The following is a 23,716-nucleotide window of genomic DNA, read 5'->3' as shown; positions in this document are numbered from 1 at the left end:
AAAAATTTATTCACAAAGAGGTTAAGAGGCGCTGCGCTTTTAGAGGTAGTAATTAAAGACATAGGTTAAGGGTTAAGGGTTAAGGGTTAAGGGTTAAGGGTTAAAGATGATACGACCCCGATAAAGTAGACACGGGTTTTTAATTCATTAACTCGTATTGCATGGGACTCACATTTCCTAGCGTGCCATGCATTCTTACTGAGTTGTAGTAGTTTTCGATATAAAAGCGACTTTGTACTGTCATTTCACTACGACTCAGTTCATTTAAATTGTTCATCCATTCTTTTTTATACTGGGCAAAAAAGCTTTCTGAGCAGGCATTATCCCAGCAATTCCCTTTTCTCGACATGCTAATTGTTACCTGTCGGTTGTTCAACCACGATATTGTTTCTTTTGCACGATACTGGCTGCCTTGGTCTGAGTGAAATAATAAGCGACTTCCATCAGGTTTACGTGCATCCCATGTTTTTTTTAACGCTCTAATCACCAAGTCTGCGCTGTTAACTCGACTTGTTGCCCAACCAACGACTTTGCGTGAGTATAAATCTAAAATTACACATAAATACTGCCAACCCTCTCTGCAACGAACTTGCGTTATGTCTGACACCCATACCGTATTGGGTTCATCAACACTAAACTCACGACCCAATAAGTTTTCTGCAGTGATATGCCCCTGCTTTTTTCCGCTACCGGTATATCGGCGTTTACCCGCGGCTGAGCGGTAACCCATACTCTGCAGTAATCGCTGCACACGGCCTTTACTACACTCATACCCATTATCTATAGCGGCTTTCCACAACTTTCTGTAGCCCGGAATACAGTGCTCATCACTACTTACTTTTTTCAAAAACTCAAGCAATGAGTCGTTTTCTGACGCACGTTGACTTAATGATTGCTTTAGCCATTTATAATATCCAGCTTTTGATACTGACAACCATGTGCATAATTTTTTTATCGTTTTCTTAGCTGTCGCAGCTTGGTGAATATACTCAAATCTTATTCTTTTCGGCTGTCCAAGTAGGCCTTCGCCTTTTTTAACACATCGTTCTCCAACTGCGCATCTTCCAATTGCTTTTCAAGCTTACGCACTTGGCGCTCCAAATCTTTATATGACTTATCAGGGCCTTGGTTTTTAATTGGGTTAGATGTACTTTTTGACGTCATTTTTCGTCTCCATTTAGATAATAAGACAGGGTTAATGCCCAGCCGATGAGCTATTACATTAACAGTATCTGGAGAGTCTAACGATTGTTCAACTGCTTTTGTTTTAAATTCAATTGAATGACTACGCCTAGTTTTGATTTTCATAACACTTATTCCTTAAATAAGTGTCCACTTTTATAGAGTCGTATCAAGATTTTATCTTGCACCTTTTGCCTTTAGCCCTGCACCACTCTATTAACCGCCAATAATCATCGTTAGCTTAGCTATAAACTCTTTTGCCGCTTGTTCAGAGTTAATTTTAAAAGCGACACCATAATGAATAGGCTGCGTACTTTTATAAATACGGGTAGGAAAACGGGTCATTTCACTGCTATGAAAATAGCCTTGAGTACGCACAACCCCATCAATATCAGTAAAGTCATCGCTAAACACTTCAAATGCCGGGCGGATCACAATTTTACCTTTACCTGCTTCAGCATGGGTATAAAACGCCTCTTTAGAGTTTACTAGCATATACTCAGCTATGTTTTTTATTTTAAAGTTACTTCTACACTCTAGTTTGATCAGCTGCTCGGTTAACTCGTCTGCACTAAATGCCACGTGACTTTCCTTTTTATTTAATAGGGGGTTAGGATCTGTTGACCTTTCAAAGTTAAATTTGCAGCAGTCTGTTTGGTATTTAGCCAAGGTAAAGCATATGTGATGTGGTTATTCCCCATAAATAGGCGATAACGCAGCATCAATGCCAAACAGGCACTGCCCTTCGGGTTCTGCCTAGGGGCGATTTACTCTTTGTTGCCTACATGGATGTAGGTAAGGGGCGTGAGCAGGACGCGGAAGCTTTGCTCAGTTTTGACTTAGCCCACTAGGTTACAAACCTCGCGCCGCGATTAAACCGCCCCTAGTTTGAACAAATTGTAATCCGCAAAGGTCAACAGACCCTAGACTAACTCATGCATGAGTGAAAGTCCGAAATTTATTTATTCACTACACACAAACGCTAATTGCTGATTTTTATAACTCAACCGGCTTATTTCAGTATCGCAATATTGGCTTAAATCAAGCCACTGCGATATAGCAGAGCCGCGTGTTAATTTACGCTGGTAAACACGGTTTTTAATTGCGTAAGCAATGGTATTTTCATCTTTTAAGATGAAGTCTTGTACTTGGTTTGGCAGTCTAAGTATATCGGTAACTTGCTTAGTTTGTGGATCAAAACGCGCTAAGTGATGCTGCCCGTGTTTACTATGGCTAAATAAAAACTCAGCCTGCGCTTTATTATAAATAAGCGTGCGACCAATATCGCTTGCTACCACCTCACCTTTTGCCGCAGCAACCGAGGTATATTGCAAAGTGTGTGGTTCGCCTAAAATAAACATCACTAAATCGTTGTTACTTCCCCAAGCGTGATAGCCTACAGGTTCAATCCAATCAAAAATACGACTTGCAGCCAACTCGGGTGCCAACGGATATTGCCATAGCTTTTGTTTACCATCGTCTTCAACGACAATCGCCGATAAGTGCTGCCCATCCGGTGTTAAAGTGGGCGAGTATTCACTTTGTGGCGTATTAGTGACCATAGACGTTTGTTTTGATGATAAGCTGTAAAGCGCAATATCTGTTTGACTCTGGTCATTACTGATTATTTCTCGGGTATAGTATAGGCCGGTGTCGGTTAAATGGGGTTGATTGTTATAGCTCGTTTTATCACTAACAATGCTTACACGTATACCATGCGGAGTATTTAAATCGGCGAGCAAAATTTGGCTTTTAGGCATACTTGCCTGAGCAATATCTAGCGTTAAAGCATTTATAGCTATAAGCCCTAACAATGGTTTAATCAGTTTCATGCTTTCTCTCGTTTTAATTTTAAGCACCTCATGATAACGTTATTTACTAATGACGTCACTTGACCTAAGTCAGTCAACTCTTTATAACTAACGGGTCATAAAAAAGAGAACAAACATGTCAGCTAAACACCCTATTATTGCAATCACCGGTTCATCTGGAGCGGGCACAACGACCACCACTAACGCCGTGAAGCATATTTTCCGTAGCCTTGATATCAATGCGGCATTTATCGAAGGTGATAGCTTTCATCGTTATACACGTCCTGAAATGGACAAAAAAATTCGTGAAGCACAGCAAGAAAGTAAACACATTAGCTATTTTGGCCGAGAAGCTAACGACTTTGGCGCCTTAGAAGACTTATTTACTAAATACGGTGAAACAGGCGAAGGAAAACTTCGTCGTTATTTACACACCTTTGATGAAGCCGTGCCTTATAACCAGTTACCTGGGACATTTACCCCATGGCAAGAACTTGAGCAAAATACAGATCTGATGTTTTACGAGGGTCTACATGGCGGTGTAGTTGATGAAGATCATGATGTTGCTAAACATGTTGATTTACTCATAGGCATGGTGCCTATTATTAACCTTGAATGGATCCAAAAGCTCATTCGCGACACCTCAGAACGCGGCCACTCTCGTGAAAAAGTCATGGACTCTATTGTGCGCAGTATGGATGACTACATTAATCATATAACGCCGCAATTTTCTCGTACCCATATTAACTTTCAGCGAGTCCCCACCGTTGATACTTCCAACCCATTTAGCGCTAAAGATATCCCCTCCCTTGATGAAAGCTTTGTTGTGATTCGCTTTAGGGGGATTGATGATGTTGATTTTCCGTATTATTTGCGGATGATTGAAGGCAGTTTTATGTCGCGTATAAACACCTTAGTGGTGCCTGGTGGTAAAATGGGTCTCGCGATGGAACTGGTGCTCAAGCCTCTAATAAAAGATATTATTTTGAAAAAACGCGCCTTAGCAAAGTTAGCCCCGCCTGAAATTCCTATTTAGACTCTTTTTTGTGAACCCTAACTCACGTACACTGCTGATTTTAAGTATGACGAGTTTAATATGTCGCAATCAATTAAAATTATTGTTGGGTCTAAAAACCCAGTAAAAATCAATGCCGCTAAACATATTTTTGCGATGTATTTTCCTGAGCGTGTAATCGAATGTAGTGGTGTTCACGCGCCCTCAGAGGTACCCGATCAACCCTTAGGTGAAGAGCAAACCTGCTTAGGGGCACAAAATCGCGTTAATTGCTGTAAAAACCACTATCAGGCAGACTACTATGTGGCGATGGAAGGTGGTGCAGCGCAATTTAGCTATGGTGCGGCAACCTTTGCCTATGTAGTTATTGATAATGGCGCACAGCAAGTTACAGGCCGAAGCAGTAACTTACCCCTGCCCACTGTGTTTTATAAAGCATTGCTTCAAGGTGAAGAGCTTGGTGACGTGATGGATAAAGCCTTTAATACCACCAATATTAAACAGCAAGGGGGTGCTATTGGCTTGTTAACTGATCATCATGCAACACGAGAAAGTACCTATACTCAAGCGCTGACACTCGCCATGGCGCCTTTTCTTAATCCCACTCTATATAATCAATAACGGATGTTTTAATGAAGTATAACTACGTATTATTTGATGCCGACGAAACCTTATTTAGCTTTAATGCCTTTGCTGGCCTTAAAAACATGCTAGCAACCTATGACATGGATTTTACCGAGGCAGATTATGCCCATTATCAAAACACCAATAAGTCATTATGGATTGCTTATCAAAACAACGAGATCACCTCAAGTCACTTACAAGTAACTCGTTTTAGCGAACTGGCAAATAAACTAGATGTGCCAGCTCAACAGCTCAATGATGATTTTTTATCAGCTATGGCCGAAATTTGTATGCCTTTACCCGGCGCCGTTGAATTATTAAATGCCCTTAAACCCCATGCCAAGCTGGGCATTATTACCAATGGTTTTTCTCAGTTACAAGCACGTCGCCTAGCGCATACAGGGCTGCAAGATATGTTTGACTGGTTGGTTATTTCTGAGCAAGTCGGCATTGCTAAACCTGCAAAAGAGATATTTGAGCACACCTTTAACTTAATGGGTAATCCACCGAAAGAGCAAATTTTAATGGTCGGTGATACCGCCAGCAGTGATATTCTTGGCGGTCAAAATGTGGGAATTGACACTTGTTGGCTGCAACATCCTGGCGTGAACTTGCCTGAGGGAATTAAACCAACATATCAGGTAACCCAGCTTAAACAGTTGCAAACTATATTAGGACTTTGATAATAAAAGCCTGAGTGTAATTTAGCTGTTTAGCTAATTAACAAACAAAAAATGACGCTAATAAGCGTCATTTTTTATAACTGTATATAAGTGATTAACTAATTAGGCGTTAGCTAGCTCAAGGCCGGGGGCAGGCATCGTCACAGGCGTTTCAAAGGTTGCCCACTCCCATGCTGACTCTGTTGCCATAATTTTGCGTAGTAACTTATTATTTAAATCATGGCCTGATTTAAATGCGGTTACTTTGCCTAAAAGGTTGTGACCTGTCATAAACATGTCACCTACACAGTCTAGTATCTTATGCTTGACGAACTCGTCTGCGTAACGCAAACCGTTCGGATTTAAAACTTTAAATTCATCAAGTACCACTGCACTATCCATGCTGCCACCTAGTGCTAGGTTGTTAGCATGCATGTATTCAATGTCTTTCATAAAGCCAAAAGTACGTGCACGGCTTATCTCTTCAGTAAAGCTTTGTGCCGTAATATCTAAACCAACACGTTGGCGGCTTTCATTGATTGCAGGGTGATCGAAGGCAATTTCGAAATCGATGTGGAATCCGTCGTAAGGTTCTACTTCGGCCCATTTATCACCTTCTTCAATACGTACTTTTTCTTTAATACGAATAAAGCGTTTTGCAACATTTTGCTCTTCAATGCCGCCTTTTTGTAATAAATAAATGAATGGCAATGCACTACCATCCATTATTGGTACTTCTGAGCTATCAAGTTCAACAATTAAATTGTCGATTCCCATTGCCGCAACCGCCGCAATTAAGTGCTCAGTAGTCGATAAGCGAACGCCATCTTTGTTAATTAAACAGGTACACAATTGCGTATCACCAACGGCTTCAGGTGTTGTTTCAAAATCAACAACCGGATCAAGGTCGACACGACGAAATACAATCCCAGTATTTGCGCTCGCAGGTCGGAGAGTTATTGTGACCTTCTCACCTTTATGAAGTCCAATTCCTATGGCTTTGACTACTTGTGCAATCGTACGCTGTTTAATCATAGGTTCGCTCACTTTAGTATATATTACAGTTAGACGGCGGAGTGTAGCATAAATACGGTATAACTACAATATTCGTTCACATTTCGCACAAAAGTACTGTTTTTTATTAATCTGCTTGTTTACGTAAAAAAGCAGGGATGTCGAAATAATCGCCACCTTCAGATTTATCTGTTTTCTTAGCACTACTTGACGACGTATTCGCTGAAGAACTTGAAGAGCTCGTCGATGTGCTTTGCTCTTTTGATTCTGTTTGCGATGTCGTGGCAGGCTCTTCAGTCGTGCTTGTGCCTTGGCTTGCAAAGCTAGGTACATACATGCTGCTGCTCGTTTGCGTGCTTGAACTGGCTACATCAGAACCTGATGCTTTTTTAAAGCCGTTATCTACAATACCAAACTGCGGACGACGATCGCCGCCTAAGCCAGTTGCAACAACCGTTACACGTAGCTCGTCTGTCATTTCAGGGTCGATTACCGCACCCACAACCACCGTTGCGTTTTCAGACGCTAGCGCCTTAACGTGATTACCCACGATTTCAAATTCTTCAATCGCGATATCCATGCCGGCAGTAATATTAACCAAGATACCTTTAGCACCGGTTAAATCAACGTCCTCTAATAATGGGCTTGAAATAGCCGCTTCTGCTGCTTCTTGTGCACGATCAGGACCCGAGGCAGATGCAGTCCCCATCATGGCTGTACCCATTGCAGACATAACAGTACGTACGTCGGCGAAATCCACGTTAATTAGACCCGAGCGTGTAATTAGCTCAGCAATACCCTGTACCGCACCAAATAATACGTCATTTGCTTTAGCAAACGCATCCAGTAAAGTTGTCCCTTTACCTAATACTTTTAGTAATTTGTTATTTGGAATAGTAATTAACGAGTCCACGATTTCAGACAATTCGCTAATCCCCTGCTCTGCAGCAGCAGCACGTTTTTTACCTTCAAAATCAAATGGACGCGTTACAACTGCCACGGTTAGAATGCCCAGCTCTTTAGCTATTTTAGCCACGACTGGCGCTGCTCCGGTCCCTGTACCGCCGCCCATACCTGCCGCTATAAATACCATATCGGCGCCTTCAAGGCTGGCACGAATCGTTTCTGCGTCTTCTTCAGCCGACTGACGGCCTACTTCAGGGTTTGCACCCGCACCTAACCCAGAGGTTATTTGCGTACCTAATTGTACCGTTACATCAGCGGCTGAATTACGTAATGCTTGTGCATCCGTATTCGCTGCAATAAAACGAACACCTTCTATTTGTTGTTTTACCATGTGCTCAACTGCGTTACCGCCGCCGCCACCAACACCGATTACTTTTATTACAGCTTCTTCGCTGTGTTGTTCCATTATATCAAACATATTTACTCTCCGACTTGAGTACTAAAACTCGCCTTGAAACCATTTTGTGATGCGGTTCCACCAATTATTATTATCATCCGCTTTCGACTTTTGTGCATTCATCGACTGCATAGTACGCCCGTATTGTAACAAACCTACAGCGGTTGCGTACGATGGATCATCAACATAATCAGTTAAACCTACTACACCAATTGGTTTACCTATTCTTACTGGCATCTGAAAAATATCTTCAGCCACTTCCATTGCGCCAGTCATTTTAGCAGTTCCGCCAGTAATGACGAGACCTGCTGCAATTTGGTCTTCTAATCCTGAACGACGAATTTCTTCCATCGCCAGTTCAAATAATTCTCTAAAACGTGGCTCAACCACTTCTGATAACGTGTGCCTAGACATCAGTCTTGCTGGTCGCCCACCTACGCTTGGCACTTCAATCGTGTCTTCGCTGCTCGCCATTTGGCTACTTGCACAGGCATATTGTACTTTGAGTGACTCAGCATGTGATATAGGTGTACGAAATATTTTTGCAATATCACCGGTTACTTGGTTACCTGCCACCGGAATAACCGCCGAATGACGCAGCGCACCATTAATATAAATAGTGATATCCATAGTACCACCACCAATATCAAGCACCGCAACACCTAACTCTTTTTCGTCATCCGTCAGTACGGAATAACACGAAGCAAGCGCTGTGAATATAAGTTGGTCAACTTCAAGCCCGCAACGTTCAACACATTTTTCTATATTTTTAGCCATGTCGTTGGAGCAGGTAATAATGTGCGCGCGTGCTTCCATGCGCACACCGCTCATGCCGAGTGGGTTTTTAATCCCCTCTTGCATGTCAATGCTGTACTCTTGCGGCAAAGCATGCAACATTTTGCGTTCAGCTGAAATTGGCACTGAACGAGCAATGTGTATTACATTTTCAATGTCTTCATCGGTTACTTCGGTGTTATTAATAGCCACAACACCGCTTTCGTTCTGACACTGAATATGCTTGCCAGAAATACCCAAATAAACCGAGCTAATACGACAATCAGCCATCAATTCGGCTTCATCTATAGCGCGGCGAATAGACTCAGACACTAAATTTAAATCGTTAACACCGCCTTTATCCATTCCATGAGATACTTGGCTCCCCACGCCAACAATGCTGAGCTTGTTATCTGTGGTGATTTCACCTACCGTGGCCACTACTTTAGAAGTGCCAACGTCTAATCCAATCACTAGGTTTCTTTCTGCTGACTTAGTCATGCCTTACTCTTTATTATAATTGCTGTTCTTGCAGTGGCTTATAGCTCACTGCAAGGCCGGTATCGTAGCGTAAATCAATTGCATCTATCTGTGCATCAGCACGTTTTTCTATACGTGAATAAACGTCTATAAAACGTTGTACACGTTTGGCTTTATCTTTGCGTCCTAAATTTAAACGCACACCGTTATCTAACCAAAGTTGCCACGAAAACCGCTCAGATAGCGCAAGGCTAGTGAGCGTTAATGCATTGACTTTGAGCATTTCATCAAACTGTTTAAACGCTACCCATGCTTCTTTTTCACTGCCCTCTGGCCCATATAGTTGGGGTAAAGTGGCACTTAATTTATCACTTTTTGCTTCAAACGCGTCACCGCTTTGATTAATCAGCAAGTCACTATTCCAGTGAGCAACCGCTTGATGTTCTACCACGTAAACTTGAATGGTATCAGGCCATTGCTTTCTTACCGATACCGTTGCAACCCAAGGCAGCTCTTGTACTAAATGCTGAACTTGCTTTACGTTTAGCTCAAAAAAACTGCTTAAATCTGCTTTTTTTATTGCCGCTGTTATTGCTTTTTCATCGGTGTACTTAGGGTTCCCCAGCACCGTTAAATGCTTAATTTGTGCATCTTTATTTTCAACTAACCAGTGCGAAACCCCACTGGTTATTTCAATTAACCCTATCACCACGGCTAGAAAAAAACTCACTCCAAAAATCAGCGACCAGTTAAGTTGCTGTTTTAGTTGCTGCGCTTTCTCTAAAAAGGGATGCATATTAAAGGGTTTGCTCCAAAATGCGAACAACTAATTGCTCAAAACTTGCCCCGTTGGCTTTTGCTGCCATTGGCACCAATGATTTTTCTGTCATGCCTGGTACGGTATTCACTTCTAGTAAGTAAAAATGTCCTTGTTCATCTTGCATCGCATCGACTCGTCCCCAGCCACTTGCACCTACTAAATCAAACGCATCAAGCGCCATCGCTTGTAATTTTTGAGTATCCGATGGTGATAAATCAGCAGGACAATGATATTGCGTACTACTTGACTGATATTTAGCTTGGTAGTCATAAAATCCGTTTGGGGTGCTCATTTCAATCACAGGTTGTACTTCATCACCCAAGACCGTAATGGTAAATTCACGACCCGTGATCCACTGCTCTACCAATACTTGGCTGTCGAACTTAAATGCATTAGTGAGCGCATCTTCAAGTTCTTCTGCAGAGCTTGCTTGCGCCATACCGATACTGGAGCCCTCGTGCGATGGCTTAACCATTACCTTTTTAAATTGCGCCATAATGGCATTGGCATCAAAGCCTTTTTTAGCATCAACCACGGCATAAGGTGCGGTGCTTAAGCCTGCCGATTTAAACAAATGCTTACAACGAATTTTATCCATTGCCAGTGCCGAACCCAGAACATTACTGCCGGTATACGGCAGGTTCATAAATTCTAGAGCACCTTGTACCGTGCCGTCTTCACCACCACGCCCATGTAAAGCAATAAAAACGCGATCAACGTATAACGACTTTAATTCCCATAACGAACGATTTTGTGGATCAAACGCTATCGCATCAATGCCAACGTCTAACAGCGCATTTAATACCGCTTGACCAGATTTTAATGACACGTCACGCTCTGCTGAATTTCCACCTAGCAGCACCGCTACTTTACCAAACTGGGAATTTACCTGTGTCATACTTCACCTTGCTTTAATTTTTCTATCGACATATTCGTGGCTGCTAAATTTTTAACAAGCTGACCTATGTTACCTGCACCTTGTGTGAGCACTAGGTCGTTATTTTGTAGGCAGTTGGCAAGTACGCCCGCAAGCTCTGAGCTTGAGGCTACATGTAATGGCTCTTTGCCACGCTGGCGCAAACTACGGCATAAACTCTTACTATCAGCGCCAACAATCGGCTCTTCGCCAGCACTGTAAACATCGAGTAATAAAAGCTGATCAACATCAGCCAATACCTTAACAAAATCTTCGTATAAATCACGAGTACGCGTATAACGGTGCGGCTGATACACCATCACTAAACGCTTATCAGGCCAGCCTTCTCGTGCTGCAGTGATAGTAGCGGCCACTTCTGATGGGTGATGGCCATAGTCATCAACAAGCATCACGCTGCCGCGTTCATTTTCAAATTCACCGTAGTGCTGAAAACGACGGCCAATACCTTCAAAAGTATCTAAAGCCGCTAAAATTGCATGATTCGCAATATTTTGATCTTTAGCTACGGCAATCGCTGCGGTTGCATTAAGGGCATTATGTTTACCCGGCATATTCAGCTTGGCGGTTAAACTCTCACCTTGTTTATTAGTTACCGTAAATTGGCATGTGTTCGCTGTTTGGCTAAAGTCACTCATTCGATAATCAGCCTCGTGTGACTCACCGTAAGTGATCACCGGACGACCAAAACGGGGGATCAATTCAGCAGCAACGTCTGAATCAATGCACACCACCGCTAACCCGTAAAAAGGCAGGTTATGAATGAATTCAACATAAGTATCTTTCATTTTTTCTAAACTACCGCCGTAGGTTTCCATGTGATCTTCTTCAATATTAGTGATCACCGACACCATAGGCTGTAAATGCAAAAATGAGGCATCGCTTTCATCTGCTTCGGCGATTAAAAAGTCACTTTTACCTACCTTAGCATTGCTGCCAGCACTGTTAAGCAAACCACCAATAATAAAGGTTGGATCGAGCCCGGCTTGTGCATAAATGCTCGCAATTAAGCTGGTTGTGGTCGTTTTACCATGGGTGCCCGCAATGGCTATACCGTGGCGAAAGCGCATCAGTTCAGCTAACATTTCTGCACGACGAACCACCGGAATACGTGCAGCTTGCGCGGCTTGAATTTCAGGGTTTGTTTTATCTATTGCACTTGAAACCACCACCACATTAGCGTCTTTTACATTATTTTCATGATGGCCAATAAATACTTCAGCACCGGCTTTAATTAAACGCTCAGTCATTGCGCTGTGAGCTATATCTGAACCGGTAATACGGTAACCTTCAAAAGCAAGTACTTCTGCAATGCCACCCATGCCTGCACCGCCTATCCCTACAAAGTGAATAGTTTCAATGCGGCGCATCGCTGGGCGTGTATATTTTTCTTTTGCTAATGTCTGTTTCACTTATGTTCTCTTATTTGTTACTTGCTCACAGTGCATCGCTACGCTTGCTGTGGCATCTAAAATAGCTTGCTGTTTTGCTTTGCCTGCCATTTTAGTTATTAATAAAGGTTCGGCTAAATAGGGGCTTAAAAGTTCAACAATACTGCGCTGATTAAATTGCCCTTGTGGCATTAATAACGCCCCCTCTGCCATTACTAAATACTGTGCATTGGCTGTTTGATGATCATCAACCGCGTGTGGAAACGGCACAAATACCGCCATTTTACCCGCTGCGGCAATTTCACTTACCGTAAGCGCACCCGCACGACAAATCACAATATCTGCCCAGCTATAAGCAGTATCCATATCATCAATAAATTCAGCAACGGTCACTTGCTCATTGCCCATTTGTTGCTGCTGGTAACTTTCACTTACACTAGCAAGGTGCCCTTTACCTGTTTGATGCCAAATATTAATGGCACAAGTATCATTCAAGCGCTTAAATGCTTCTGGCAGTGTTTGGTTGAGTACTTGCGCACCTAACGAGCCACCCACAACAAGCATATTGATTGGGCTTGATACTTCCCGCTTAGGTATATCAACCACACTCTGACGCACAGGGTTACCCACCAGCTCTGCCTTTCCACTGGCAAAAGCACTAGGGAAAGCCGCTAACACGCGATTCGCAAATTTCGCTAGCCATTTATTGCTCATGCCTGCTACGGCATTTTGTTCGTGAATCACCAAAGGAATACCCAGGCTTTTTGCCGCAATACCTGTTGGGCCAGTTACATACCCCCCCATTGCTAAAACGACGTCAGGGCGTTGTTGTTTTAATACCTTACGCGCTTGCAATATTGCATTAATAACCATGAATGGCGCTTTAATAAGGCGTTTTAAACCATTCCCTCGCACGCCTTTTACATCAATAAAATCAATTTCTATGTTGTGCTTGGGCACGACACTGGCTTCCATTCTATCTGGGGTGCCTATCCAGCTAACTTGCCAACCTTGCTGTTTGAGATAATCAGCAACGGCAATCCCTGGAAAAATATGTCCACCTGTACCCCCTGCTACAACGACTATTTTTTTACTCATCGCTTAGCTCCACCTGACGTGGCTTGTTTCGTTGCCATCTTGGTCTCAAAATCTACACGTAATAAAATACCGGTTGCTATGGTCATCATTAATAAACTTGAGCCACCATAAGAAATAAACGGCAAGGTTAATCCTTTGGTTGGCAAAATACCGGCACTGGCGCCCACATTAACCATAGTTTGAAACGCAAACCAAATACCAATTGCTAAGGCTAAGTAGCCTTCATATTCTTTGCCGTTTTTAAGCGCGTTTTGGCCAATGAGTAAAGCTCTAAATACTAAAGTACCGAGTACCATTAAAATGCTCAGCACCCCCATAAAACCTAACTCTTCAGCAATAACAGCAAAAATAAAGTCGGTGTGCGCTTCTGGTAAATATTGTAATTTTTGTACGCTGTTTCCTAGGCCTTGGCCAAACCAATCGCCTTGACTATAAGCCATTAGTGATTGCACTAATTGGTAGCCTTTGCCAAAAGGGTCATCCCAAGGTTCTAAAAAGCCAACCACACGGGCCATACGATATGGCTCTAACACAATAAGCCCAACCACTAGCGCAATACCGGTTAAAATAAGTGCAAAAAACTGCCAAAGCTTGGCACCGGCTAAAAACAACAAACCAACCGTAGTAACAAACATCACCACCACAGTCCCTAAATCGGGCTGCATTAAAATAAGTGCTGCATAAACTGCAAATACCGCTATGGGTTTAGCAAAGCCTTTTATGTTTTCTTGAACTTCATTGCGCTTACGTACTAAGTAGCCTGCGATATAACTAAAAAAGAACAACTTAGCTAGCTCCGAGGCTTGAATATTAAACGGTCCTACGGGTATCCAGCGGGTCGAACCATTGACTTCACGTCCTACAATAAGTACCACTAATAACAGTACTAAACCGATTAGTAATAAATAGGGGTTAGCTTTTTTCCACCACGACATAGGTACTTGAGTACTAATGCAAAATAAACAAAACGATAGCCCTAAAAAAATGCCATGGCGGATAGTAAAATGATAAATATTACCAAACAGTCTATCGGCTGTCGGCATTGAGGCACTGGTTACCATCACAAAGCCCACACCAATCAGCATTAGCATGCAATAAAGCAGTGGCACATCATAAAGCTGCGCTGAAGGTTTAGGGGTGAGAGCCTCTTTAATATCCGCAAAAGCAATCATGACTGCCCCTGCAATACAGATTGCACAAAATCATCGCCGCGTTGCATATAATTGTTATACATATCAATGCTGGCACAGGCAGGGGCGAGTAAAACGGTATCGCCCGATTTACTTAATTGCTTTGCAAGCGCCACAGCCTCAGACATATTATTGGTTAAATGACCTTTAGCACTCAGTGCCACTAAATCTTTGGCATCTTTACCAAAACAAATCAGCGCTTTTACATGCTTTTCAATATAAGGCTTTAACACCTCTAAATCCGCGCCTTTTGCATCACCACCAGCAATAACCACTAAGTTTTGTTGTTCACCCGCTAAACTATCAATAGCGGCAATTGTTGCGCCTACATTGGTGGCTTTAGAATCATTAAAATATTTAACGTCATTAAACTCACCCACAAACTGACAACGGTGCGCTAAGCCATTAAATTGAGCTAATGCGGTTTTGTAATGCGCCTTAGTAATTGTAAATGGGCTGAGTAACGCCATCACTGCCAAGGTATTTAAATAGTTATGCTTACCCACAACGGCTAAAGTACTTACTGGTAAATAAGCTTCGTCCTTTACCATAAAGTGCGCTTCGTTATTGTGCTGTGCTAAGTGGTAATCACCTTGTGTTTCACCAAAACTCAGTTGTGGTGCTAACGTGCGACTCACTGGGTGTGTTTGTATGTCATCAACATTAATCACTAAGTGTTCAGCACCGTTATAAATACTTAATTTTGAATCTATATAGGCTTGGTAACTATCATAACGATCGAGATGATCTTCTGAAATATTAAGCACGGTTGCACTAGTCGTTTTTAGGCTGCGTGTGGTATCAAGCTGAAAACTTGATAGCTCCAATACAAATACATCAAAGTCACCGTCAAGCAAATCCAGTACCGCTGTGCCAATGTTGCCACCGAGTGCCACCTTATAACCTGCGGTTTTTAATACTTCGTAGGCAAGTGTTACTACGGTTGATTTACCATTAGAGCCGGTTACAGCAACGACTGGTTTGCTATTAATGCGCGCAAATAACTCAACATCACCAATCACTTCAACGCCTGCGTTAATTGCCTTCGCAACCGCAGGGGTTTTTAAGCCCAGCCCGGGACTAATAATAATCATATCGCAAGCACTGAGCGCCGCATTTTCTAGGTTACCAAAGTGCGTTTTTAATTGAGGTGCGTGCTGATTGAGCCAATCAACACCTGGCGGATTCTCTCTGCTATCGACCACATAAGGCTGTATTGATTGAGATAATAAAAAACGCACAATGCCCAGACCGGTTACACCGAGTCCGAGCACTGTTATGTGTTTATTTTTTATCTCGTTTAAATACTGCATTTATCGGATCTTTAATGTCGCAAGGCCAGCGAGTACCAGCACAATAGAAATTATCCAAAAGCGCACAATAACGCGTGGCTCCGGCCAACCTTTAAGTTCGTAATGGTGATGAATAGGCGCCATTCTAAAAATGCGTTGCCCACGTAATTTGTAAGAGCCAACTTGTAAAATTACAGATAGCGCTTCCATTACAAACACGCCCCCCATAATAATCAGTAACAGCTCTTGGCGAACAAGCACGGCAATAATCCCCAATGCACCACCCAGTGCTAATGAGCCTACATCGCCCATAAATACTTGCGCCGGATACGTGTTAAACCATAAAAAACCTAACCCAGCCCCTACAATAGCGGTACATACCACAACCAACTCACTCGCCAGTGGTAAATGCGGAATATGCAAATAAGCCGAAAAATTAATATTACCCGTTAAGTAAGCAATAATGGCCAGTGCTGCAGCCACTAAAATGGTAGGTACTATGGCCAAACCGTCTAGACCGTCGGTTAAATTAACCGCGTTTGACGTGCCCACCAACGCAAAGTAGGTGATCACGATATAAAACAGCCCCAGCTGTGGCAGTACATCTTTAAAAAATGGCACAACAAGAGATGTTTCTGTCGCTTGTGTGCTGCTCATGTAAAGCGCAGTGGCTACAACCAGTGCAATTACCGATTGCCAAAAGTATTTCCACTTTGCAATAAGTCCTTTTGGATCTTTACGGATCACCTTACGGTAATCATCAATAAAGCCCACAATACCTAATGAGCCAATTACAAATAAAGTGGCCCATACGTATTTATTAGACAAGTCTGCCCATAATAATGTGCTGGTAAAAATAGCCCCTAAAATAAGTAAGCCACCCATGGTCGGTGTACCCGATTTAGATAGGTGCGATTGCGGACCATCATCACGTACTGTTTGCCCTATTTGCATGCGTTGCAGCGCACGAATTAACTTAGGACCAAAATACAACGACATCATCAATGCGGTTAAAATACCTAAAATGGCACGCAGGGTTAAATACGAAAAAACATTAAAGCCACTATAATATTGAGTTAAATACTCAGCCAGCCAAACTAACATGATGATACTCCATTGATGGCTTGTTGCTGGCCATTAACTAAATCGGTTACTAAAAGCTCCATGCGAGAACTGCGTGATCCTTTCACGACAAGGGTAATTTTTTTATCTACTTTGCTAATGCTGTTTTGAATTTGCTGCAGCATTTGCTCACGATTAGAGAAATGGCGATTTGGCAGCCCAAATACATCACTGGCACATTTACTTAATACTCCGAGTGTAAATAACTCATCAATGCCTTGCGCTAATGCGTATTCACCGACTTCTTGATGATATTTACGGGCATCTTCGCCAAGTTCACCCATATCACCGAGTGCCAAAATACGATGACCTTGAATATCACTAAGTAAATCAATCGCAGCTTTCACCGACTTTACGTTGGCATTGTATGTATCATCGATAATGGTGAGTGAATCACTGGCTTCAATTAGGTTAACCCGTCCTTTAACTTCACCCATGGTCGCTAACGCGCTGGCAATGTCCTCAAGTGACACGTCAAACTCACTGGTTAACGCCGCAGCAATAAGCGCGTTACTAATATTATGTTTACCTGGCAGTGCTAACTTAACCGGCACACTGTGTTGCTTGGTGCACAAAGTAAAGCTTGCGCGAGCTTGTGCATCTAGGCTGATGTCCTCAGCCCAAATATCGAGCTTTTCACTACTCGAAAAACATTTAATATTGCGCGTTGCTAACTTATCAAGCCAATATTGACTAAAGTCACTATCGCAATTGACGATGGCGATGCCATCCTCTTTTAATCCGTCGTAAATTTCACCTTTTGCTTGTGCCACACCTTGCAGGCTACCAAAGCCTTCTAAGTGGGCAGCAGCAACATTACATACCACAGCTACATCCGGTTTGGTCATCGCGGTGGTGTACGCAATTTCACCTATGTGGTTAGCGCCTAATTCAATAACCGCAAAGCGATGTTGTGGCTCTAATCTGAGTAAAGTTAACGGTACGCCAATGTCGTTGTTAAAATTACCTTTAGTGGCTAATACATCCCCTTTACTTGATAAAATAGCGGCACACATTTCTTTAACTGTGGTTTTACCTACACTGCCAGTAATAGCGATAGTTTTAGGTGCAACTTGCGCCATCACTGCTGTACCAATTGTGCCTAATGCAATACGGGTATCGGCAACTACAAATTGAGCAATATCGGTATCAACAGCGTGATCGACAATCACGCCTATAGCGCCTTTTTGTTTTGCTTGTTCAATAAATTTATGGCCATCAAAATTTGGGCCCTTAAGCGCCAAAAACACTTCACCATCACATAAAGTACGGGTATCGGTGTTTATATTTATCACCTTGCGATTATCACCTTGATAATCGGTTGCTAGCACATTAGCTAGCCAATCAAAATCCATCGGGATCATGCTTGAGACCCTCTTACTGCTTTTTTTAATTGTTGTTGTACAAATTGGCGGTCACAAAAATCGATGCGTGTATCGCCTATAATTTGATAGTCTTCATGCCCTTTACCGGCAATTAAAATAACCTCACCGGCTTTTGCGTTATCTATAGCAAATTGTATCGCGGCACCGCGATCGGCCTCTAAATGAGCGTTTTCTGGATGCTCTAATCCCGCAGCTACATCATTAATAATGTCATTAGGGTCTTCAGAGCGTGGGTTATCACTGGTAATGATCACTTTGTCTGCAAACTGCTCAGCAGCTTGTGCCATTAGTACACGCTTTCCTTTATCTCTGTCGCCGCCACAACCAAACACACAACTCACTCCACCTGGTACATGTTGCTGCAGCGCTTGTAACGCTAAAGCCAACGCATCTGGTGTATGCGCGTAATCAACAACGCAAGTAGGCATACTTGGCGCTGTAAATGCTTGCATCCTGCCGGCTACCGGCTGTAAATACTCACATCCTGCTACTAACTGTGTTAATGGATAGCCTAGCGCTAATAGCGTTGCTAACGCAGCCGTTAGATTATAAAGGTTAAATTCACCAAACAGCGGTGATTTTATGGCAACATCACCCCAGCTAGTAGTTAATTGCGCCGAAATACCGGTTGCTGAATACTGAACATCTGAAAAATACACAAACTGTGCATTTTTAGGGGCTAAGTTTTTACGGCCATAACAAATAAGACTATTAAAGCTGTATTTTTCAATCCATTGCTCTGCTTGTCCGTCATCCTGATTAAGAATGACATGATCAGCATCAAAATCACGAAACAGCATCAATTTAGCATCACCATAGCTTTGCATATCGCCATGGTAATCTAAGTGATCGCGCGACAAGTTAGTAAACACTGCAGCTTTAAAATAGCATTGATCAACACGGTGCTGTACCAAACCATGCGATGACACTTCCATAGCAACCAATTGGTGTTGCTCATTTTTTAAGTCGCTTAAAATACGCTGTAAATCGACTGCTGAAGGCGTAGTATTTTGCAGTGGTGTTAAGTTATCTGGATGGCCGTAACCTAAGGTACCAATAATAGCGGCTTGGGTATGACAAAATTGCGCTAAATGAGCAATCATTGCTGTGGTAGTCGATTTACCATTGGTGCCCGTTACGCCAACTAAATCTAAGTGCTTGCTCGGTTGTTGATAAAATTGACTCGCCAATACAGGCAGTTTCTTATTCAATTCTGAGACTAAATAAAGCGGCTCAAAATCACTTTCAAATTCACACAGTCTGTCGGCAATAATTGCACTGGCACCATTTTCAATTGCTTTACTAATAAAGTGCCCACCATCTAACTGGTGCCCTTTTATCGCCACAAACACATCACCTGGTTTTACATCGCGGCTATCTAAACGCAGCTCGTTTACCATTAAACGTGCTGCATCTATTTCTAAATGTTTTAAAATTGTGTGTAAATCACGCACCATCATCTTTGCCCTTCACGTATGCCACCGAGTCTTTGTCTGGGGCAACGTTTAAAATTCTTAATGAATTAGAGATTATTTCTGCAAACGCTGGACCTGCTGTTGCGCCGCCATAATAAACATCTCCACCGGGCTCGTTGATTAATACCACAACGGCTAATCGCGGGTTACTCGCAGGGGCAATGCCCGCAAAATAACCTACATATTCGTCACCATAGCCCCCTGCGGCGGCTTTTTTAGAGGTGCCTGTTTTACCAGCAGCGCGGTAACCATCCACTTTAACGCGGCGTGCGGTACCGCCTTCTTCAAATACGCTTTCCATCATATGGACAACGGCTTCAACATCTTCTTGTTGAAAGACACGCTCACCTTCAGGTATAGAATCTTGCTTTAGTACAGTAAGCGGACGATTAACCCCGCCTGCCCCTAACATGGCGTAAAAACGTGCCATTTGCGCGGTACTCACGGCAATATTGTAACCAAACGAGAGCGCTGCAATTTCGTGATCTGACCAACGGCGATTAGGGTAAAATAAGCCACTACTTTCGCCTACCATGCCAGTACCACTATCACTGCCAAAGCCCACTTTTTGATACAGGCCCACAAAGTACTCTTTGGGTACTGTTTGGCTTATTTTGGTTACTCCCATATTACTGGAGTATTTTAAAATTTCGCGCAGCGTCATTTCGCCATGATTACGGGTATCTTGTACTAAGCTGCCCCCTAAGCGCATCCAGCCTGGGTAGGTATCAACTTTGTCATCCGGTTGGATTGTGCCGTAGTCTAATCCAGCTAAAATGGCTAGAGGCTTAACAGTTGAGCCGGGTTCAAACAAATCGGTAATAGCGCGGTTACGACGTTTATGAGGAGCCGCCCCGCTTAAGTTGTTAGGATTAAATGATGGGCTATTGACCATGGCCAAGACTTCACCGGTTTTAACATCTACTACCATGGCAGAACCTGAGGTCGCTTTATAAGTTAATACCGCTGATTTAACTGCTTTATAGGCAATGGCTTGAATTCGCTGATCAATACTTAGCTGAATGCTTTCAGGTTCTACTCGCTCGCGTTCATCAAGCACTTCAACTTCACGCCCTTGCGCATCTTTGCGAATGGTACGGCGACCTTCTTCACCGGTTAACGCGTTTTCATAAAGCTTTTCTATGCCCTCAATGCCTTTACCATCAATATTGGTAAACCCAATAACATGTGCGCTTACTTCACCAGCAGGGTAATAACGTTTTGATTCATCCAATAAATGAATACCAGGTAGGCGTAAATCACCGATGTAATTAGCCACAGCGGGAGTCACTTGGCGTTTTAAATACACAAAGCGACGAGTAGGATCATCAAGTAATCGCGTGTTAATTTTACTAGGCTCAATGCGCAACACATCAGCCAATTCACGCCAGCGTAAATCATTTTTATAATACAGGGCGGTACGCTTATTTAACTCAGCAACATTTTCACGAAGCGTTTGCTGATCTTCACCGTTTTTGCGTGCTTGCCTAAGTACTTTACTAACCAGTGATTTATGCAGGGCTTTAGGATCCGCATACACGCTTACCACAGGCACACTAACGGCAAGCTCTTTACCGTTACGATCGAAAATCATCCCGCGTTGCACATGCAGTTTTTCAATCCGTACCGTACGTTTATCGCTTTCAGAGCGCGCTTTATCAGGTTCAATTACTTGCAAGTACGCAGCACGCGATACCAAGGTCACAAACACTAAAAAAATCACCGCGCACACTAAAATAAAGCGCCATGCTATTAGGTTATTGACTGGTTTTTTGCCTCGCATTCTCATTGTAATATAATTACCTGCTCATCTTGGCTGGTTGGCCGCTTCATTTCGAGTTGTGACGTTGCCACTTCTTCAATGCGCGCATGTTGTGAATAAAACTCTTCTTCCACTAAAAAATAACGCCATTCTAAATCCAATTCGTCACGCTCTTGGAGCAACGAATCTTGCTCAATTAATTGCGCTCGAGAGAGATGAGTTACTTGCACCACACTCAAGCTTGATGCGAATATCACAACCAACAAGGCCAAGGTGATCTTGTTCGCACCTAGGCCTTTAATTATTTCAAGAAATAAATTGGGTTGGCGATAGCTCGCTTTTTTACTCATCCCAACCTCTGTGCGATCCTTAGCACTGAGCTGCGAGAGCGTGGATTACGCGCCACTTCATCAGCACTTGGTTTAATAGCTTTACCCACTGCTTTTAACGTCAGATTTTTATTTATTTGTGCGTCGGTTAAAGGCAGACCTCTGGGTATCGCTTCTCCCTTACTCTGTTTTTTAATAAATTGTTTAACAATGCGATCTTCTAAAGAATGAAACGAAATAACCACTAAGCGACCACCCGGCTTAAGAACTTTAATCGCCGCTTGTAATGCCGTTTGAATTTCCTCTAATTCGCTATTGATATAAATACGAATAGCCTGGAAAGTCCGCGTTGCAGGGTGTTTAAACTTATCTTTCACCGGTACGGCTTCATCGACTAAATCAGCGAGCTGCTTAGTGGTAGTGATTGGCGTGTGTTCACGCACTTCTAAAATTTTGTGCGCAATGCGCTTACCAAATTTTTCTTCACCTAGCTTTTTGATCACATGAGTAATGTCATCTAATTCAGCCTCAGCTAACCACTGCGCTGCGCTGCGACCTGTACTTGGATCCATTCTCATATCGAGCGGACCATCTTTCATAAAGCTAAAGCCACGCGCTGCGTCATCTAGCTGCGGCGACGACACACCAATATCAAGTAAAATGCCATCAACCTGACCAATAAGATCGTTTTGCTCAGCTACCTCGTATAACTTTGAAAAACGAGAATGAGCAATTGAAAAACGTGGATCATCAGCAAACTTTTCAGCAGACTTTATCGCTTGTGGATCTTGGTCAATGGCCTGCAAACGACCGCTTTCACCTAAGCGCGCTAATATTTGCCCTGAATGTCCGCCACGTCCAAAGGTACCATCCATGTATATGCCGTCTGGCTTAATTGCAAGTGCATCTATGGTTTCGTCCATTAATACGGATACGTGTTCAAATTGCGCTGTCATTAGCTGTTATTTGCCTTTTATTTTGCTGCTAGAGGGTGAAGTTATCTAAATCGTCATTCGGTTCAAAATCACCGAGCCTTTCAAGCTCAGTGTCTTGGCGCATCTGCTCGTGCCAACGTGCTTCATCCCAAATTTCAAATTTATTCATTAAACCCACCAGCATAATTTTTTTGCCAAGTTCTGCATGTGAGCGCAATGAAGGCGCCAACAAAATTCGACCGTTTTTATCAAGCTGATATTCTGTCGCATTACCTAACAACATACGTTGCATCCGTCGTGCTCTAGGATTCATATTAGATATTTTTGCTAAACGGCTTTCTATTTCTAGCCATTCAGCAAGAGGGTATAACCAAAGGCAAGGCTCATTGAGTGCAACTGTGCAAATTACCGTTCCCTGATCTTCAGACAATAGCGTATCTCGGTACTTTGTCGGTACCGCAAAACGTCCTTTATCATCCAAACTCAGTGAACTTGCGCCACGAAACATAAAAAGCCTATTGTAAATTTATTTTAATCAACTTTTTGATTAACCCGATCCAGTTTGATCCACTAAACACCACTTTTTACCACAGTGCTCCAGTTTAGGGCTTGACAAGCCTTTTTGTCAAGTAAGTCACCCAGCTTTAGCACCCCGCGAAGCCTGAAAAAATAAGGCTCCGATTAAAGCGGTTGAATTGTTTAATAAAAAATCTGATCAGCCAGTAAAAAATTTTTTATCGTGCTTTTTATTAGCTCGTTGGCATTATTTGCTTAATGAATAAACAGTGAATAATTACAATTTATTTGAGCCCTGCTGACCTTTGTGAATTAGAGTTTGGTCAAACTAGATGCGGTTTAATCGCGTCGCGAGGTTTGTAACTGAGTGGACAAAGAAAAAATCAATCTCGAATGATCAACACGTCCTAGTTTGTAAAAATTACAAACTGTTGTCGCAATAGTTACAGCTATAAACCCACTCAAAATTCGTAAATAAAATACAATTCATATAAAACAACAGGTTAAAGACTGGTTTAATCATTGCATCTAAATAATTACTT

The 23,716-nt window shown here is 42.6% G+C and carries 22 protein-coding genes; 3 read left to right on the top strand and 19 right to left on the bottom strand.

Features of this window, described 5'->3' with window-relative positions:
* Positions 1-139: 139 nt before the first annotated feature.
* The 3 genes from PSM_RS02565 to PSM_RS02550 all read right to left on the bottom strand — a co-directional run bounded on the left by PSM_RS02565 (position 140) and on the right by PSM_RS02550 (position 3,014).
* A protein-coding gene (locus PSM_RS02565) for an IS3 family transposase (RefSeq protein WP_128860809.1) occupies positions 140-1,308 on the bottom strand; the annotation gives its coding sequence in 2 pieces (ribosomal slippage) (positions 140-1,038 and positions 1,038-1,308; 1,170 coding nt in all).
* A 90-nt stretch (positions 1,309-1,398) separates the two neighbouring features.
* Positions 1,399-1,764, bottom strand: coding sequence for a hypothetical protein (locus PSM_RS02555; protein ID WP_013464067.1), 366 nt, complete (start codon positions 1,762-1,764; stop codon positions 1,399-1,401).
* 380 nt (positions 1,765-2,144) lie between these two features.
* Positions 2,145-3,014, bottom strand: coding sequence for a hypothetical protein (locus tag PSM_RS02550; protein WP_013464066.1), 870 nt, complete (start codon positions 3,012-3,014; stop codon positions 2,145-2,147).
* Positions 3,015-3,129: 115 nt separating this feature from the next.
* On the opposite strand from PSM_RS02550, the gene PSM_RS02545 reads away from it, so the two are divergent.
* Genes PSM_RS02545 through yjjG form a run of 3 tightly spaced genes read left to right on the top strand, consistent with a single transcriptional unit; the run spans position 3,130 to position 5,315 of the window.
* Positions 3,130-4,029: a phosphoribulokinase gene (locus PSM_RS02545; RefSeq protein ID WP_013464065.1), complete on the top strand. Its 900-nt coding sequence runs from the start codon at positions 3,130-3,132 to the stop codon at positions 4,027-4,029.
* Positions 4,030-4,089: 60 nt separating this feature from the next.
* Positions 4,090-4,629 carry an inosine/xanthosine triphosphatase gene (gene yjjX, locus PSM_RS02540; RefSeq protein ID WP_013464064.1) on the top strand — a complete coding sequence of 180 codons (540 nt, stop codon included), beginning with the start codon at positions 4,090-4,092 and terminating at the stop codon, positions 4,627-4,629.
* Between the two features lie 11 nt (positions 4,630-4,640).
* Complete coding sequence (gene yjjG, locus PSM_RS02535) at positions 4,641-5,315, top strand: pyrimidine 5'-nucleotidase (protein ID WP_013464063.1); 675 nt, start codon at positions 4,641-4,643, stop codon at positions 5,313-5,315.
* Positions 5,316-5,417: 102 nt separating this feature from the next.
* Here the strand turns inward: yjjG and lpxC are convergent, their stop codons facing one another.
* From lpxC to mraZ, 16 genes are all read right to left on the bottom strand, one after another.
* Positions 5,418-6,329: a UDP-3-O-acyl-N-acetylglucosamine deacetylase gene (gene lpxC, locus PSM_RS02530; protein ID WP_013464062.1), complete on the bottom strand. Its 912-nt coding sequence runs from the start codon at positions 6,327-6,329 to the stop codon at positions 5,418-5,420.
* Between the two features lie 106 nt (positions 6,330-6,435).
* Positions 6,436-7,692 carry a cell division protein FtsZ gene (gene ftsZ / locus PSM_RS02525; protein WP_013464061.1) on the bottom strand — a complete coding sequence of 419 codons (1,257 nt, stop codon included), beginning with the start codon at positions 7,690-7,692 and terminating at the stop codon, positions 6,436-6,438.
* A gap of 21 nt (positions 7,693-7,713) precedes the next feature.
* Entirely contained in the window at positions 7,714-8,946 is a 1,233-nt protein-coding gene (gene ftsA, locus PSM_RS02520) for a cell division protein FtsA (RefSeq protein ID WP_013464060.1), read from the bottom strand.
* 13 nt (positions 8,947-8,959) lie between these two features.
* On the bottom strand, positions 8,960-9,721 hold the full coding sequence (locus PSM_RS02515; protein ID WP_013464059.1) for a cell division protein FtsQ/DivIB: 762 nt from the start codon (positions 9,719-9,721) through the stop codon (positions 8,960-8,962).
* Between the two features lies 1 nt (position 9,722).
* Positions 9,723-10,643 (bottom strand): D-alanine--D-alanine ligase, encoded by a 921-nt coding sequence (locus PSM_RS02510; protein WP_013464058.1) that lies wholly within the window; start codon positions 10,641-10,643, stop codon positions 9,723-9,725.
* Complete coding sequence (gene murC / locus PSM_RS02505) at positions 10,640-12,049, bottom strand: UDP-N-acetylmuramate--L-alanine ligase (protein ID WP_013464057.1); 1,410 nt, start codon at positions 12,047-12,049, stop codon at positions 10,640-10,642. Before murC ends, PSM_RS02510 begins: the two co-directional genes overlap by 4 nt.
* Before the next feature lie 42 nt (positions 12,050-12,091).
* Positions 12,092-13,168 (bottom strand): undecaprenyldiphospho-muramoylpentapeptide beta-N-acetylglucosaminyltransferase, encoded by a 1,077-nt coding sequence (gene murG, locus PSM_RS02500; protein WP_013464056.1) that lies wholly within the window; start codon positions 13,166-13,168, stop codon positions 12,092-12,094.
* Positions 13,165-14,340: a cell division protein FtsW gene (ftsW, locus tag PSM_RS02495; protein WP_008465286.1), complete on the bottom strand. Its 1,176-nt coding sequence runs from the start codon at positions 14,338-14,340 to the stop codon at positions 13,165-13,167. Before ftsW ends, murG begins: the two co-directional genes overlap by 4 nt.
* A complete protein-coding gene (murD, locus tag PSM_RS02490) occupies positions 14,337-15,671 on the bottom strand; it encodes a UDP-N-acetylmuramoyl-L-alanine--D-glutamate ligase (protein ID WP_013464055.1) in 1,335 nt (444 codons plus the stop codon). The genes ftsW and murD overlap by 4 nt, the downstream gene beginning before the upstream one ends.
* Positions 15,672-16,754 carry a phospho-N-acetylmuramoyl-pentapeptide-transferase gene (mraY, locus tag PSM_RS02485; RefSeq protein WP_008110692.1) on the bottom strand — a complete coding sequence of 361 codons (1,083 nt, stop codon included), beginning with the start codon at positions 16,752-16,754 and terminating at the stop codon, positions 15,672-15,674.
* Positions 16,748-18,136, bottom strand: coding sequence for a UDP-N-acetylmuramoyl-tripeptide--D-alanyl-D-alanine ligase (locus PSM_RS02480; protein WP_008110694.1), 1,389 nt, complete (start codon positions 18,134-18,136; stop codon positions 16,748-16,750). Before PSM_RS02480 ends, mraY begins: the two co-directional genes overlap by 7 nt.
* Positions 18,133-19,611, bottom strand: coding sequence for a UDP-N-acetylmuramoyl-L-alanyl-D-glutamate--2,6-diaminopimelate ligase (murE, locus tag PSM_RS02475; RefSeq protein WP_013464054.1), 1,479 nt, complete (start codon positions 19,609-19,611; stop codon positions 18,133-18,135). Before murE ends, PSM_RS02480 begins: the two co-directional genes overlap by 4 nt.
* The gene (locus tag PSM_RS02470; protein WP_013464053.1) at positions 19,604-21,421 is read right to left on the bottom strand and encodes a peptidoglycan glycosyltransferase FtsI; all 1,818 of its coding nucleotides are present in this window, start codon (positions 21,419-21,421) and stop codon (positions 19,604-19,606) included. Before PSM_RS02470 ends, murE begins: the two co-directional genes overlap by 8 nt.
* Positions 21,418-21,744 carry a cell division protein FtsL gene (gene ftsL, locus PSM_RS02465; protein WP_008110697.1) on the bottom strand — a complete coding sequence of 109 codons (327 nt, stop codon included), beginning with the start codon at positions 21,742-21,744 and terminating at the stop codon, positions 21,418-21,420. The genes PSM_RS02470 and ftsL overlap by 4 nt, the downstream gene beginning before the upstream one ends.
* Positions 21,741-22,679: a 16S rRNA (cytosine(1402)-N(4))-methyltransferase RsmH gene (gene rsmH / locus PSM_RS02460; RefSeq protein WP_008110698.1), complete on the bottom strand. Its 939-nt coding sequence runs from the start codon at positions 22,677-22,679 to the stop codon at positions 21,741-21,743. The genes ftsL and rsmH overlap by 4 nt, the downstream gene beginning before the upstream one ends.
* 28 nt (positions 22,680-22,707) lie before the next feature.
* Entirely contained in the window at positions 22,708-23,166 is a 459-nt protein-coding gene (gene mraZ, locus PSM_RS02455) for a division/cell wall cluster transcriptional repressor MraZ (protein WP_008110699.1), read from the bottom strand.
* Positions 23,167-23,716: the final 550 nt, after the last annotated feature.

The organism is Pseudoalteromonas sp. SM9913 (assembly GCF_000184065.1).
Taxonomy (GTDB): domain Bacteria; phylum Pseudomonadota; class Gammaproteobacteria; order Enterobacterales; family Alteromonadaceae; genus Pseudoalteromonas; species Pseudoalteromonas tetraodonis.
Note: the sequence above shows the minus strand (reverse complement) of the source record. Positions and strands in the feature narration are given on the sequence as shown.

What these genes read in the sequence shown, in the direction of transcription:
- PSM_RS02550 (WP_013464066.1), bottom strand. Translation starts at nt 3,014, where the DNA reads ATGAAACTGATTAAACCATTGTTAGGGCTTATAGCTATAAATGCTTTA.
- PSM_RS02545 (WP_013464065.1), top strand. Translation starts at nt 3,130, where the DNA reads ATGTCAGCTAAACACCCTATTATTGCAATCACCGGTTCATCTGGAGCG.
- yjjX (WP_013464064.1), top strand. Translation starts at nt 4,090, where the DNA reads ATGTCGCAATCAATTAAAATTATTGTTGGGTCTAAAAACCCAGTAAAA.
- yjjG (WP_013464063.1), top strand. Translation starts at nt 4,641, where the DNA reads ATGAAGTATAACTACGTATTATTTGATGCCGACGAAACCTTATTTAGC.
- lpxC (WP_013464062.1), bottom strand. Translation starts at nt 6,329, where the DNA reads ATGATTAAACAGCGTACGATTGCACAAGTAGTCAAAGCCATAGGAATT.
- ftsZ (WP_013464061.1), bottom strand. Translation starts at nt 7,692, where the DNA reads ATGTTTGATATAATGGAACAACACAGCGAAGAAGCTGTAATAAAAGTA.
- ftsA (WP_013464060.1), bottom strand. Translation starts at nt 8,946, where the DNA reads ATGACTAAGTCAGCAGAAAGAAACCTAGTGATTGGATTAGACGTTGGC.
- PSM_RS02515 (WP_013464059.1), bottom strand. Translation starts at nt 9,721, where the DNA reads ATGCATCCCTTTTTAGAGAAAGCGCAGCAACTAAAACAGCAACTTAAC.
- PSM_RS02510 (WP_013464058.1), bottom strand. Translation starts at nt 10,643, where the DNA reads ATGACACAGGTAAATTCCCAGTTTGGTAAAGTAGCGGTGCTGCTAGGT.
- murC (WP_013464057.1), bottom strand. Translation starts at nt 12,049, where the DNA reads ATGCGCCGCATTGAAACTATTCACTTTGTAGGGATAGGCGGTGCAGGC.
- murG (WP_013464056.1), bottom strand. Translation starts at nt 13,168, where the DNA reads ATGAGTAAAAAAATAGTCGTTGTAGCAGGGGGTACAGGTGGACATATT.
- ftsW (WP_008465286.1), bottom strand. Translation starts at nt 14,340, where the DNA reads ATGATTGCTTTTGCGGATATTAAAGAGGCTCTCACCCCTAAACCTTCA.
- murD (WP_013464055.1), bottom strand. Translation starts at nt 15,671, where the DNA reads ATGCAGTATTTAAACGAGATAAAAAATAAACACATAACAGTGCTCGGA.
- mraY (WP_008110692.1), bottom strand. Translation starts at nt 16,754, where the DNA reads ATGTTAGTTTGGCTGGCTGAGTATTTAACTCAATATTATAGTGGCTTT.
- PSM_RS02480 (WP_008110694.1), bottom strand. Translation starts at nt 18,136, where the DNA reads ATGATCCCGATGGATTTTGATTGGCTAGCTAATGTGCTAGCAACCGAT.
- PSM_RS02470 (WP_013464053.1), bottom strand. Translation starts at nt 21,421, where the DNA reads ATGAGAATGCGAGGCAAAAAACCAGTCAATAACCTAATAGCATGGCGC.
- ftsL (WP_008110697.1), bottom strand. Translation starts at nt 21,744, where the DNA reads ATGAGTAAAAAAGCGAGCTATCGCCAACCCAATTTATTTCTTGAAATA.
- rsmH (WP_008110698.1), bottom strand. Translation starts at nt 22,679, where the DNA reads ATGACAGCGCAATTTGAACACGTATCCGTATTAATGGACGAAACCATA.
- mraZ (WP_008110699.1), bottom strand. Translation starts at nt 23,166, where the DNA reads ATGTTTCGTGGCGCAAGTTCACTGAGTTTGGATGATAAAGGACGTTTT.